This is a genomic window from Nocardiopsis sp. CNS-639 (assembly GCF_000381685.1).
GTDB classification, from domain to species: Bacteria; Actinomycetota; Actinomycetes; order Streptosporangiales; family Streptosporangiaceae; genus Nocardiopsis; species Nocardiopsis dassonvillei.
Window position 1 is genome coordinate 389,488 of sequence record NZ_KB906856.1, and the last position, 13,077, is coordinate 402,564.

The following is a 13,077-nucleotide window of genomic DNA, read 5'->3' on the forward strand; positions in this document are numbered from 1 at the left end:
CTCCCGACGGCGGACGCGCCCCCGCCTCCGGGCCCCAGCGGCCCCGGACCCGCCGATCCGCGCCCGCGGGCCCCGGGACCGCGCGGACGCGCCCCGGCGGGCGGAGCAGCGGGCGCGACCGCGGGCGGAAACCGCGCGGACGCGCCCCGACACCTCCGGACTCAGCCCAGCGAGCGCAGCTGGTCCTGGAACCACCGGCGCGGCGGCAGCGCCACCGCGGCCTCGGCCAGCCGCTCCCTGCGCCTGCGCCGCTCCTCACCGGGCATCGACAGCGCCTCGTGCAGCGCCTCCGCCGTCTCCACGGTGTCGTAGGGGTTGACCAGCAGCGCGTGCCCGCCCAGCTCGTCGGCCGCCCCCGCCTCGTGCGACAGCACCAGCACCGAGTCCCGCTCCGACAGGACCGGGCCCTCCTTGGCCACCAGGTTCATGCCGTCCCGGACCGGGTTGACCAGCAGCACGTCGGCCAGCTGGAACGAGGCCAGCGAACGCGGGTAGTCGTCGTTGACCTCCAGGATCAGGGGCGTCCACTCGGGGGTCGCGAACTCCTCGTTGATCTCCTTGGCGGTCCGCAGCACCGCGTCGGTGTACTCGCGGTACTCCGGCACGTCGCCCCGGCTCGGGTAGGCGAACGCCAGGTGGGTCACCCGACCCCGCCACTCGGGGTGGGCGGTCAGCAGCTCGCGGTAGGCCTCCAGGCCCCGCACGATGTTCTTGGACAGCTCCGTGCGGTCCACCCGCACGATCAGCCTCGTGTCGCCGACCGCCTCCTCCAGGGTGCTCCGGCGCGAGGCCACGGCCGGGTCGGCGGCGCTCTGGCGCAGCCCCTCCCCGTCCGCGCCCAGGGCGTGCACGCCCACCCCGACCACCCGGCCGCCGTGCTCCACGGTGCGCCGCTCGAAGTCGACCTTCGCGCGCAGGATCTCCTCGCAGCAGCGCAGGAAGGCGTCCGCCCAGCGCGGGCTGAGGAAGCCCAGCCGGTCCGCGCCCAGCATGCCCTCCAGCAGCTCGCGCGCGACCTGCCCGGGCAGCATCCGGAAGTACTCCGGGGGAGCCCACGGGGTGTGCGAGAAGTGCGCGATGCGCAGGTCGGGGCGGCGCGCGCGCAGGATCCGCGGCACCAGCGCCAGGTGGTAGTCCTGCACGGCGACGCGGGCGCCCTCGGCGGCACCGGCCACCAGGGCCTCGGCGAACGCGTTGTTGTAGGCGGTGTAGTCCTCCCACGTCCGCCGGAAGTGCGAACCGAAGGACGGCTTGTTGGGGGTGTCGTACAGCATGTGCTGCACGAACCACAGGGTCGAGTTGGCCACCCCGGTGTAGGCGCCGTCGAAGGTCTGCCGCGGGATGTCCAGCATGTGGACCCGCATGCCGTCCAGGTCGTAGGCCTGGTCCAGCCGGGCCTGCGGCGCCTCCGCCGCGGCCCGCCGGTCGGCGTCGGACAGGGCGGCGCACACCCAGATGCTGTCGATCTCGGTGGCGACCGAGATCATCCCCGACACCAGTCCGCCCCCGCCGCGCCGATGCTCCAGCGAGCCGTCGTCGGCGGTCGAGAAGGACACGGGCCCTCTGTTGGAGGCGATGAGGATCTGTGCCTTGTCCACGTGGTCGTCCTCTCGGAGAAAAAGCGATCGGGGTGGGGCGGTGGTGAAAGGGGGTCGCATCCTATGTCTCGCCTGTCGACAGCCGCCCCAAACCCCGCGCGGGTCAGTGGGGGTGCGCGTCACACGTCCAGCGCGCCGGGGGTGCGCCCTCCCGGCCCGGACCAGCACCGTCTCACCATGTGAGCCGTTTCGTGTTACCCGGGTCACCAGGCGTGGAAAACCGGCCGACACCTCCGTTACAGTTGCGGTGCGGATCCGACAGGACCAGCGCAAAACTTCATATTGCTCATCCAGAGGGGTGGAGGGACCGGCCCTGCGAAGCCCCGGCAACCATTCCAGCATGTGACACCCGCGAACCCGCGGGACGGCTGGGACAGGTGCCAACTCCGGCCTGGGGACAAGGTGTCCGCCAGGAAAGATGAGGGGAGACGCCTCGCCATGGCGATTGCCGCCACCGAACCCACCGCCGCCCGCTCCTTCGGCCCCGGCACCGCGCTCTCCTGTCGCGAGTGCGGCGAGCGCTACGAACTCACCCCCCGGTTCGCCTGCGAGTTCTGCTTCGGCCCCCTCGAGGTCGCCTACGACTTCGGGACCGTCACCCGCGCCGACATCGAGAGCGGCCCCAAGAACATCTGGCGCTACCGCTCCCTTCTGCCCGTCCCGGCCAACGTCGCCGAGCTGCCCAACATGGCCCCCGGCCTGACCCCGCTGGTGCGGGCCGACCGCCTCGCGGCCGAGCTGGGCCTGGACTCCCTCCACGTCAAGGACGACTCCGGCAACCCCACGCACTCCTTCAAGGACCGCGTGGTCGCCATCGCCGTCGAGGCCGCCCGCACCTTCGGGTTCACCACCCTGTCCTGCTCCTCCACCGGCAACCTGGCCGGAGCCGTCGGCGCCGCCGCCGCGCGCGCCGGGTTCGAGTCCTGCGTGTTCATCCCCGCCGGGCTGGAGGAGGCCAAGGTGGTCATGGCCTCCGTCTACGGCGGCAAGGTCGTGGCCATCGACGGCAACTACGACGACGTCAACCGCTTCTGCTCCGAGCTCATCGGCGACCCGGTGGGCGAGGGCTGGGGCTTCGTCAACGTCAACCTGCGCCCCTACTACGGCGAGGGCTCCAAGACGCTGGCCTACGAGATCGCCGAGCAGCTCGGCTGGCGCCTGCCCGAGCAGATCGTCGTCCCGATCGCGTCCGGCTCCCAGCTCACCAAGATCGACAAGGGCTTCCAGGAACTGGTCAGGCTCGGCCTGGTCGAGGACCGCCCGTACCGGATCTTCGGCGCCCAGGCCACGGGCTGCTCCCCGGTCGCGCAGGCCTGGGACAAGGGCATCGACGTCATCCAGCCGGTCAAGCCCGACACCATCGCCAAGTCGCTGGCCATCGGCAACCCGGCCGACGGGCCCTACGTGCTGGACATCGCCAAGCGCACGGGCGGATCGGTGGAGCACGTGGGCGACGACGAGATCGTCGACTCCATCAAGCTCCTCGCCCGCACCGAGGGCATCTTCGCCGAGACCGCGGGCGGCGTCACCACCGGCGTGCTGCGCAAGCTCGTCCGCGAGGGCAGGCTCGACCCGAAGGCCGAGACGGTCGTGCTCAACACCGGTGACGGGCTCAAGACCCTGAACGCCGTCGACGCCGGGGTGAGCGCCACGATCAAGCCGTCGCTGAGCGCCTTCACCGACGCCGGTCTGGCCTAGACAGTGCCCTCCGGGGCCTCCGCTTCGCTCCGGCCCGCCCGTCGCCCGCCGCCCGCGGGGGCGCCACGCGACGAGGCGGGCTACCGCCCCCGGCGGACGCGAAGCGCGGCACTCTCGTTGTTCGGGCGCCCGGACGACCCCTCTGCCGCCGAGGCCCCGTAGGAACAGGCCCAGGCCGCCCCGACCACCCGCCATCTCCCACGAGTAAGGAAGTCCGCCATGAGCGCCAGCGTCCGCGTGCCCACCATCCTGCGCACCTACACCAACGACGCCGCCGAGGTCTCCGCCGAGGGCGCCACCCTGGCCGAGGTCCTCGACGACCTGGAGGCCAACTACCCCGGCATCCGCGCCCGCATCCTGGACGACAACGGCAAGGTGCGCCGCTTCGTCAACGTCTACATCGGCGACGAGGACGTGCGCTTCGAGAAGGGCCTGCAGACCGAGGTCGCCGACGGCGCCCAGGTCTCCATCATCCCGGCGGTCGCCGGGGGCTGCTGAGCCCCGTGGCGAGGGGCGGCCGCGGCGCGACAGGGCGCCGGGGCCGCCCCTTCGCCGTCCGCGGGGCCCCACGCGTGCGCCCCGGAAAACCCGGTGCGCCCGAGTCCGCCGCTCCCTAGCCTGGGCGCATGGACATCGAGATCCGGCTGTTCCGGGAGTCCGACAGGGAAGCGGTCATCGCTCTGGCACTGCGCGCGTGGGAACCGGTGCACGCGTCGCTGCGCCGGGTCCTGGGGGAGGAGGTCTACCCGGCCCTGGTCCCGGACTGGCGGCGCAGCCAGTACGACGAGGTGGCCGGGAGCGTCGACGCCGGGGACCAGCGCGTGTGGGTCGCCGAGGCCGACGGCGCGGTCGCGGGCTTCGCCACCGCCAGGATGCTCCCCGACGACGACATGGGGGAGATCCACCTGCTCGCCGTCGACCCCGACCACCAGGGGCGGGGCGTGGGGGCGGCGCTGACCGGGGCCGCCACCGACTGGATCCGGGAGCAGGGCGCGGCGGTGGCCATGGTCGAGACGGGCGGCGACGACGGTCACGCCCCGGCCCGCGCCACCTACCAGCGCGCCGGTTACACCGCGCTGCCGATCGTGCGGTACTTCCGCAAGCTGTAGCGGTGCGGGGACCGACCGGGGCGCGGCCGCGCCCCGGGCTCGCCGAACCGCCTCGTCGCTGCTCGTAGGCTGGAGGGGATTCCGGTCGAACGAGGGTGGAGATGTCGGCGACACGGCTGTTGGTCCTGGGTGTGGTGCGCATGGAGGGGCAGGCCCACGGGTACCGGGTGGGCCGTCAGCTCCTGGACTGGGGCACCGAGCACTGGGCCAACATCAAGTGGGGCTCCATCTACCACGCCCTGCGCAAGCTCTCCCAGGAGGGCAGGCTGCGCGAGTTCGTGGCCGAGGGGGACGAGGTGGTCGACCGCGTCTCCTACGCGATCACCGAGGACGGCGAGGCCGAGCTGCACCGCCTCATCCGCCGTGGGCTGACGCACAGGGAGGACCCCGCGATGCTCTTCGCGGCGGTCACCCTCATGACCGCCCTGCCGCGCGCGGAGGTCGTCGCTCTGCTGGAACAGCGCCTGGAGCTGCTGGAGAGGACCGGGGACGAGCTGCGACCCTCCGAGGACTGGGGCAAGCCCGTGCACGTGCGCGAACTCTTCGGCCTGTGGCGGGGCACGATCGGGGCCGAGGCCCGCTGGACGCGTGAACTCGTCGCCTCCCTGCGCGCCGGGGAGTACACCATGGCCGACGACGGCCCCGATGCCTTCGGGCTGCCCCCGGTGCCGGGGGCGGTCGCCCGCGACCGCTGACCCGGCGGCCCTCCCGCCCCCGTCGGCTCCGCCGCCTCCGCTTCCCCAGTCCGCGCGGGCCCCGCCGACCGGGTCGTATCCCCGGGGGCGCGGACCGAGCACTTATTAAACTTTGAATATCCCGTCCCGTGGTGCACACTCTCTCTCGTACTCAAGTTTTAATAAGGAGAGGGATGATCCACACACGTGGGCTGACCCGGGACTTCCGGGTCGGCAAGGAGGTCGTCCAGGCCGTCCGCGGCGTCGACATCGACGTCGCGGAGGGCGAACTGGTCGCCCTGCTCGGACCGAACGGCGCGGGGAAGTCGACCACGCTGCGCATGCTCACCACCCTGCTCGAACCCACCTCGGGCACCGCCGTGGTCGCGGGGCACGACGTCCGCGCCGCGCCCGCCGAGGTGCGCCGCAGGATCGGCTTCGTCGGCCAGGGACACGGCGCCGGGGAGGACCAGCGGGCCCGGGAGGAGCTGTACACGCAGGGGCTGCTGTACGGGCTCGACCGGCGCACCGCGCGCCGCCGCGCCGACGGGCTCCTCGACCAGCTGGAGCTGGCCGGCGCCGCCGACCGCGAGGTCACCAAGCTCTCCGGCGGGCAGCGCAGGCGCCTCGACATCGCCATGGGGCTCATCCACGAGCCGGGGCTGCTGTTCCTGGACGAGCCCTCCACCGGACTCGACCCGCACAGCCGAGCCAACCTGTGGGAGCACATCACCCGGCTGCGCGACCGGACGGGCACCACGGTCGTGCTCACCACCCACTACCTCGACGAGGCCGACGACATGGCCGAGAGGGTCCTGGTCATCGACCACGGCAGGGTCATCGCCGACGGCACCGCCGACGAGCTCAAGGGCAAGGTCTCCGGTGACCTGGTCACCCTCACCGTGCCGGACGCAGAGCAGGCGCGCACCGCCGCCGGGATCGCCGAACGCGCGCCCTCCGCCGGAACCGCGGAGGTGATCGCGGACGCGGGGCGCGACGCCGAGGTGCGCCTGCGCGTGGAACGCGGGGACACCGTGCTGCCCGAGCTGCTGCGCGGACTGGACGCGGCCGGGGTCCCGCTGCTCTCCGTCCGGGTGCAGCGGCCCACCCTGGACGACGTGTTCCTGACCCTGACCGGACGCAGCCTGAGGGAGGAGGGGGCATGAGCTTCCACGAGGTGACCGGGACCCCGGCGGGGACGGCCGGGGCGCCCGCGGCGCGGGGGCCGGGCCTGGTGCGCGACACCGCGACCGTCTTCGCCCGCCAGATGCGGCCGTTCCTGCACCGGCCGCCGATGCTGTTCTTCGGCATGCTGCAACCGGTGCTGTACCTGGTGCTGTTCGCGCCCCTGCTGACGGGGCTGGCCGGCGCCGAGGGGCGGGACCCGTGGCAGTGGTTCGTCCCCGGCCTGCTGGTGATGCTCGGCCTGTTCACGGCCGGGTTCGCCGGGTTCGGGCTGCTGCCGGAGATGTCCTCCGGAGCGCACGAGCGGCTGCTGGCCACCCCGGTGAGCCGGGTGTCGCTGCTGCTGGGGCGGGTCCTGCGCGACGTGGTGATGATGCTGGCGCAGATGGCGCTCATCCTCGTGCTGGTGGTGCCGCTCGGGTTCGAGGCGTCGTTGGCGGGCGCCGTCGTGGGGCTGCTCCTGCTCGCCGTCCTGGGCGCCGGGCTGGCCACGCTGTCCTACCTGGCGGCCCTGGCGGTCAAGCAGACCTACGTGTTCGCGCCCATCGTGCAGACGCTGATCATGCCGCTGATGCTGCTGTCCGGCGTGCTGCTGCCGATGGAGCTGGCGCCGCCGTGGCTGTACGCGCTCTCGCGGGCCAACCCGGTGGCCTACGTGGTGGACGCCGAGCGCGCCCTGTTCGCCGGGCAGTGGGACGCCTCGGTCGCCCTCGGCTGGGCCGTGGCGGTGGTGCTGGCGGTCGCCGCTCTGGCCGGGGGGTCGCGGGCGATGCGCCGCCTCAGCTCCTGACCCGGGCGCCGCTGTCGCGGGTCGGGCCGGGGTCCGTCCGGAGCCGGGGGCGAAGCCCGGCCGGGGGCCGTGGAGCAGGGCCGGAGCGGGAGCGGAGCCGCGCGCCGGGAGAGGTGGGAACCGGTGCGCGGCTCCGTCCGCTCAGCGCGGAAAACCCGCATGTCATACGGTGTTTATGCAGGTAGATGCGGAAATGCCGGGATGGGAAATCGTGACCACATCGTTTGCACTCGCCGGGGTCGAGTGCTAAAAAGGGAACTGGTTAGCACTCGCCTTCACTGAGTGCTAACCGGATCGAGGCTGCGAGATCGCGGCTCCCGGCAGCAGGGTTGCCGGGAGGTTCCGCGGTCGTCCGTCGCGGGCGCATGCCTCGTCCCATCGCGTATCAGCCCGGTCACGGGAGGACAAGAACTCAATGGCAGCCAAACTGATCGCGTTCGACGAGGAGGCCCGTCGCGGCCTTGAGCGCGGCATGAACCAGCTCGCTGACGCCGTCAAGGTCACGCTCGGCCCCAAGGGTCGCAACGTCGTCCTGGAGAAGAAGTGGGGCGCCCCCACGATCACCAACGACGGTGTCTCCATCGCCAAGGAGATCGAGCTCGAGGACCCGTGGGAGAAGATCGGGGCCGAGCTGGTCAAGGAGGTCGCCAAGAAGACCGACGACGTCGCGGGTGACGGCACCACCACCGCCACCGTGCTCGCCCAGGCGCTCGTTCGCGAGGGCCTGCGCAACGTCGCCGCCGGCGCCAACCCGATCAGCCTCAAGCGCGGCATCGAGTCCGCCGTCGCGCGCATCAACGAGGAGCTCGGCAACCTCTCCAAGGACATCGAGACCAAGGAGCAGATCGCCTCCACCGCCTCGATCTCCGCCGGCGACCCCCAGATCGGCGAGACCATCGCCGAGGCCATGGACAAGGTCGGCAAGGAAGGCGTCATCACGGTCGAGGAGGGCCAGACCTTCGGGCTGGAGCTCGAGCTCGCCGAGGGCATGCGCTTCGACAAGGGCTACATCTCGCCCTACTTCGCCACTGACCTGGAGCGCATGGAGACGGTCCTCGAGGACCCCTACATCCTCATCGTCAACTCCAAGATCTCGAACAACAACGAGTTCCTGCCGGTTGTCGAGAAGGTCCTCCAGGCCGGCCGCCCGCTGGTCGTCATCGCCGAGGACCTGGAGGGCGGCGCCCTCCAGACGCTGGTCGTCAACAAGATCCGCGGCACCTTCAAGTCCGTCGCCGTCAAGGCCCCGGGCTTCGGTGACCGCCGCAAGGCCCAGCTCGGCGACATCGCCGTGCTGACCGGCGGCCAGGTCATCACCGAGGAGGTCGGCCTCAAGCTGGAGAGCACCGAGCTCGACATGCTCGGCCGCGCCCGCAAGGTCGTCGTCACCAAGGACGAGACCACCATCGTGGACGGCGCCGGTGACGCCACCGCGATCGCCGGTCGCGTGAACGAGATCCGCAACGAGATCGAGCGCACCGACTCCGACTACGACCGCGAGAAGCTCCAGGAGCGTCTCGCCCGCCTGGCCGGCGGCGTGGCCGTCATCAAGGCCGGTGCCGCCACCGAGGTGGAGCTCAAGGAGCGCAAGCACCGCATCGAGGACGCCGTCCGCAACGCCAAGGCCGCGGTCGAGGAGGGCATCCTGCCCGGCGGTGGTGTCGCTCTGCTCCAGGCCAGCGTCCCGGCCTTCGAGAAGCTGGAGCTGGAGGGCGACGAGGCCATCGGCGCCGACATCGTGCGCCGCGCCATCGCCGAGCCGCTCAAGCAGATCGCGATCAACGCCGGCCTCGAGGGCGGCGTCGTGGCGGAGAAGGTCAAGAACCTGGAGCCCGGGTTCGGCCTGAACGCCGCCACCGGCGAGTACACCGACCTGTTCAAGGACGGCGTCATCGACCCGACCAAGGTCACCCGCTCGGCTCTGCAGAACGCGGCTTCCATCGCCGGTCTGTTCCTGACCACCGAGGCCGTCATCGCCGAGAAGCCGGAGAAGGCCGCCGCTCCCGCCGGCGACCCGACCGGTGGCATGGGCGGCATGGACTTCTAGTAGGTCCGTGAGACCTCGGGCCCCCGGGCCCGCAGGTGTCTGAGGTCCGGATACGCGACCTCGCCCGCGACGACCGGGCGGCCCCTTCGGGGGCCGCCCGGTTTCGCCTTTTCCGGGGTGGGGCACGGCGCTCTTCCTCGTGCCGAGCCGGGTTGTTCCGCGAAGCGTCGGACGGACGCGGGCGCGGGCACAGCGGCGACCCCGGGGAGTGCGCCCGCCGGGTTCCGGCTCGGCCAGCGGTACCCCCGAGCACGCGGGCGGCAACGGTCCGAGGGGTCTCAGTCCGCGCCGTGCCAGGCCCGCCACAGGTCGGCGTAGGAGCCGCCGCGGGCCAGCAGCTCGTCATGACTGCCCAGCTCGCTGATCCGGCCGTCCTCCACCACCGCGATCCGGTCGGCGTCGTGCGCGGTGTGCAGCCGGTGCGCGATGGCCACCACCGTGCGCCCCGACAGCACCCCCGCCAGCGAGCGTTCCAGGTGGCGGGCCGAACGCGGGTCCATCAGGGACGTGGCCTCGTCCAGCACCAGCACGTCGGGGTCGGCCAGCACCACGCGGGCCAGGGCCAGTTGCTGCACGTGCGCCGGGTCCAGCGGGGCGTGGCCCGACCCCACCCGCGTGCCCAGCCCCTCCGGCAGCGCGCGCACCCAGGGCTCGGCGTCCACGGCGGCCAGCGCCTCCCACAGGCGCTCCTCGTCCACCTCGGCAGCGCCCTCGGGCCGATCCAGCGCCAACGCCAGGTTCTCGGCGATCGTCCCCCGGAACATGTGGCTCTCCTGGCTCAGCAGGATCGCCCGCGCGCGCCGTTCCTCGGGAGGCAGGCCCGACACCGGCGCCCCGCTCACGCGGACAGCGCCCGAGGTGGGCGGGTGCACGCCCGCGATCAGCTTGCCCAGGGTCGACTTGCCCGCGCCGCTCGGGCCCACCACGGCCAGGCGTTCGCCGGGCGCCAGCACCAGGTCGACGCCGTGCAGGACCTCCGCGTCGGTGTAGGCGAAGCGCACGTCCTCCACTCGCACCTCGCCGGGCCGGGCGGTCCCGGCCGCGTCCGCCGCGGAGAGCGCCCTCCCCTCCGGTTCCCCGGCCAGCTCCACGCCCAGCAGCCTGCGCATGCTCGTGAAGCCCATCATCAGGCTGTCCACCTGGTCCAGCAGCTGGTCCAGGGGCCGCGCCATCTGCCTGCTGAGGAAGACCGCGGTGGCGATCCCGCCCAGGCTCAGCGCTCCGTCGGCGTACAGCAGGCCCGCCACCAGGAAGGTCAGCGCGATCGGGAACATGTACCCGAACTCCAGCGGCGGGTACCAGACGCAGCGCAGCCACAGCGTGTACCGCTCCGCCGCGTAGGCCCGCCCCACCCTTTGTTCGTTGAGCGCGATCCGCCGGGCCTGCCGTCCCAGCGACTCGATGGTGTGCGCGCCCTCCACGGTGTCGGTCACGCTCCGGGTCAGTTCCGAGTAGGTGCCCAGCTCGCGCACGTACCCGTCCGGGGCCCTGCGCGCGTACCAGCGCGTGGACAGCCACAGCACGGGCGCCGACGGCAGCCACGCCAGCAGCAGGAGAGGGTGCAGGACGGTGAGCGCCGTGGTGACGACCACCAGGGTCACCGTGCTCACCGCCATCACCGGCACCGAAACGCGTACGGTGTGGCTCAGGTGGCCGATGTCGCGGCCGGTGCGCGCCACGAGGTCGCCCGTGCCCGCCCGCTCCACCACTCCCATCGGGAGCCGGAGCACCGCGCGCACGAACTCCTCGCGCAGCTCGGCCAGCACGCTCTCGCCGAACCGGATCGAGGCCGCCACGGAGGCCAGGGTGAACCCGGCGTGCAGCACCAGAGCCGCGACGATGAGCCCGGCGAGCACGTCGACGTGCGAGGCCGCCTGCTCCGAGGTCGCGGACGGCGCCCCCTCGGCGCGCACGGTGTCGATGATCAGACCCAGGATCCAGGGCGAGGCCAACGCCATGAGCGCGGCCGTCCCGTACAGCAGGACGACGACGGCGAGCAGCCGTCCGTGCTCGCGCCCGGCACGGCGCAGCCGCCGCCACACGGCAGCGACCGGCGCGATCGGCAGTCCCGCCGCGTGGTGCTCCGCGGGAGCGGCGGACGCGGCGGGATCGGAGGGCGCTCCGGGTGCGCTGGCCGCCTCGGGCGCTCGGGGCGTCTTGAACACTCCGGACGCCTGCGGCGGGCCGAGGGTCTCGGCGTTGTCGGCGGCCCGGGTCATGGCTTCCCCTCCGTGGGAACGGCGCGCAGGACGGTGGCGGCGTAGCTCGGGCACTCGGCGAGGAGGGCGCGGTGGGTCCCCTCGGCCGTGAGGCGGCCCTCCTCGACGAACTGCACGTGGTCGGTGTGGTCGAGCAGCAGGGGGCTGGTGGTGACCAGGCCGGTCGTGCGCCCCGCCCGCTCGGCGGGCAGCCCGGCGGCGATCGCGGCCTCGGAGTGGGCGTCCACGGCTGAGGCGGGCTCCACCAGGATCAGGATCTCCGGCTCCAGGGCCAGGGCACGTGCCAGGCGCAGGCGCTGCTGCTGGCCGCCGGAGTACTCGCGGCCGCGCTCGGTCAGCAGCGCGTCCAGCCCGGCGGCGGACTGGCGCACCACGTCGTCGGCGTGCGCGGCGCGCACGACCTCGGCCAGGCGTTCGTCGGAGATCCCCTGGTCCGGGGACAGTTCGCCGCGCAGGGTTCCGGAGAACAGGTGCGCGTCGTTGGCGGCCACCAGGACGCGGCGGCGCACCCGGGACCGGGGCAGGTCGCGCAGGCGCACGGTCCGGCCCGTGGCCGTCTCGACCAGCGCGGCGTGCGTGCCCTCCTCGTCCCGGTAGCGCCCCAGGCGTTCGGTGATGACGGTGGCGTCGGCGGGGTCGGCGCAGACCACGCCGGTGGTGCGGTGCGCGGCGAGGGTCACTCCGCTGCCCGGGTCGTGCAGGTCGCAGGGGCCGGTCGGTTCCGGCTCGGGGCGCTCGGGGTCGGGGTGGTCGTGCTCCAAGCGCAGCACGCGCACCACGCGACCGGCGGCCACACGGGCCGAGACGTACATGGACAGGGAACGCATCAGGTGGCGCACGGCCATGGAGAGCGTTCCGGCGTAGCCGTAGAACGCGACGAGCTGGCCGACGGTGATCTCCCCGGTCAGGGCCAGGCGCGCGCCGTACCAGACGATGCCCACGAGGAGGAGGCCCGGGAGGAGTTCGCGCACGGCGTTGAGGGCGGCGTCCACCCAGCCCACGCGCATGGCGGCGGAGCGGACCCCCTGGGAGGCGGTGCGGTAGCGGTGGTCCACGGTGCGCTCGCCGCCCACGCCCCGGAGCACGCGCAGGCCCGCGACCAGGTCGGTGGCCAGGGTGGTGAGTTCGGCCTGCCGGTCGCGCTGGTGCTCCTGGCGGCGGGAGAACAGGTTCAGCAGGGGGACCATCCCCGCCATGATCAGCGGGACCGACACCAGGACGATGACGCCGAAGGTGACGTGCGAGGTGAGCATGAGGGCGCTGACCGCGGCCACCGTCACGAAGACGGCCAGGAGCTGGCCCACCGTCTCGTAGAAGTCGCCGACGCGGTCGATGTCCTCGGTGCCCACGGCCACCACCTCGCCGGAGGGCAGACGCCGGGTGAGCGTGGGGCCCATGCGCACGGAGTGGTTGGTGACCACCTGGATCGTGCGGTAGGCGGACGCGTACCAGCTGAAGCAGTCGGCCCGGTGGGAGAGGGGGACGAGTGCGACGGAGACCACGACGAGGGCGCTGAGGACGCCGAACCAGCCGAGGAGGGCGTCCGGGTCGCCGCGGGTGACCCCGGAGTCGAGGGCGGCGCCGAGCGCGGCGGAGATGAGCACGCCGGTGAGCATGAAGGCGCCCGTGGTGGTCCCGGCCCACAGCAGTGAGCGGCGCTCCTTCCGGGCGAGCCACCACAGGAACCGGTCGGCCGAACGGCGTTCGGGAACGCCGGTGGGCTGGGGAAGTGTCCGCACAGTATCCGGACTGTAACC

Annotated in this window: 10 protein-coding genes and 1 riboswitch; of the genes, 7 read left to right on the forward strand and 3 right to left on the reverse strand. The window is 72.8% G+C overall.

The window, feature by feature from the left end:
- Window positions 1–161: 161 nt before the first annotated feature.
- Window positions 162–1,598, reverse strand: coding sequence for a trehalose-6-phosphate synthase (locus G011_RS0107155; protein ID WP_019607876.1), 1,437 nt, complete (start codon window positions 1,596–1,598; stop codon window positions 162–164).
- A 283-nt stretch (window positions 1,599–1,881) separates the two neighbouring features.
- Window positions 1,882–2,023, forward strand: a riboswitch (SAM riboswitch).
- 13 nt (window positions 2,024–2,036) lie between these two features.
- Here G011_RS0107155 and thrC point away from each other — a divergent pair.
- From thrC to groL, 7 genes are all read left to right on the forward strand, one after another.
- Window positions 2,037–3,296, forward strand: coding sequence for a threonine synthase (gene thrC / locus G011_RS0107160; RefSeq protein ID WP_019607877.1), 1,260 nt, complete (start codon window positions 2,037–2,039; stop codon window positions 3,294–3,296).
- Window positions 3,297–3,515: 219 nt separating this feature from the next.
- Window positions 3,516–3,794 (forward strand): ubiquitin-like small modifier protein 1, encoded by a 279-nt coding sequence (locus tag G011_RS0107165; RefSeq protein WP_019607878.1) that lies wholly within the window; start codon window positions 3,516–3,518, stop codon window positions 3,792–3,794.
- Between the two features lie 128 nt (window positions 3,795–3,922).
- Window positions 3,923–4,405, forward strand: a complete 483-nt coding sequence (locus G011_RS0107170; RefSeq protein ID WP_019607879.1) for a GNAT family N-acetyltransferase — start codon at window positions 3,923–3,925, stop codon at window positions 4,403–4,405.
- Window positions 4,406–4,506: 101 nt separating this feature from the next.
- Complete coding sequence (locus G011_RS0107175) at window positions 4,507–5,100, forward strand: PadR family transcriptional regulator (RefSeq protein ID WP_019607880.1); 594 nt, start codon at window positions 4,507–4,509, stop codon at window positions 5,098–5,100.
- Between the two features lie 173 nt (window positions 5,101–5,273).
- Window positions 5,274–6,245: a daunorubicin resistance protein DrrA family ABC transporter ATP-binding protein gene (locus G011_RS0107180; RefSeq protein ID WP_019607881.1), complete on the forward strand. Its 972-nt coding sequence runs from the start codon at window positions 5,274–5,276 to the stop codon at window positions 6,243–6,245.
- Window positions 6,242–7,054 (forward strand): ABC transporter permease, encoded by an 813-nt coding sequence (locus G011_RS0107185; RefSeq protein WP_019607882.1) that lies wholly within the window; start codon window positions 6,242–6,244, stop codon window positions 7,052–7,054. The genes G011_RS0107180 and G011_RS0107185 overlap by 4 nt, the downstream gene beginning before the upstream one ends.
- Before the next feature lie 415 nt (window positions 7,055–7,469).
- Window positions 7,470–9,101 (forward strand): chaperonin GroEL, encoded by a 1,632-nt coding sequence (gene groL / locus G011_RS0107190; protein WP_013155198.1) that lies wholly within the window; start codon window positions 7,470–7,472, stop codon window positions 9,099–9,101.
- A gap of 278 nt (window positions 9,102–9,379) precedes the next feature.
- On the opposite strand, the gene G011_RS0107195 is transcribed toward groL, so the two are convergent.
- Both G011_RS0107195 and G011_RS0107200 read right to left on the reverse strand, forming a co-directional pair.
- A complete protein-coding gene (locus tag G011_RS0107195) occupies window positions 9,380–11,320 on the reverse strand; it encodes an ABC transporter ATP-binding protein (protein WP_019607883.1) in 1,941 nt (646 codons plus the stop codon).
- On the reverse strand, window positions 11,317–13,059 hold the full coding sequence (locus tag G011_RS0107200) for an ABC transporter ATP-binding protein (protein ID WP_019607884.1): 1,743 nt from the start codon (window positions 13,057–13,059) through the stop codon (window positions 11,317–11,319). The genes G011_RS0107195 and G011_RS0107200 overlap by 4 nt, the downstream gene beginning before the upstream one ends.
- Window positions 13,060–13,077 lie beyond the last annotated feature (18 nt).

Coding starts and splice junctions, on each gene's coding strand:
- G011_RS0107165 (WP_019607878.1), top strand. CDS start 3,516: ATGAGCGCCAGCGTCCGCGTGCCCACCATCCTGCGCACCTACACCAAC.
- groL (WP_013155198.1), top strand. CDS start 7,470: ATGGCAGCCAAACTGATCGCGTTCGACGAGGAGGCCCGTCGCGGCCTT.
- G011_RS0107175 (WP_019607880.1), top strand. CDS start 4,507: ATGTCGGCGACACGGCTGTTGGTCCTGGGTGTGGTGCGCATGGAGGGG.
- thrC (WP_019607877.1), top strand. CDS start 2,037: ATGGCGATTGCCGCCACCGAACCCACCGCCGCCCGCTCCTTCGGCCCC.
- G011_RS0107185 (WP_019607882.1), top strand. CDS start 6,242: ATGAGCTTCCACGAGGTGACCGGGACCCCGGCGGGGACGGCCGGGGCG.
- G011_RS0107195 (WP_019607883.1), bottom strand. CDS start 11,320: ATGACCCGGGCCGCCGACAACGCCGAGACCCTCGGCCCGCCGCAGGCG.
- G011_RS0107180 (WP_019607881.1), top strand. CDS start 5,274: ATGATCCACACACGTGGGCTGACCCGGGACTTCCGGGTCGGCAAGGAG.
- G011_RS0107170 (WP_019607879.1), top strand. CDS start 3,923: ATGGACATCGAGATCCGGCTGTTCCGGGAGTCCGACAGGGAAGCGGTC.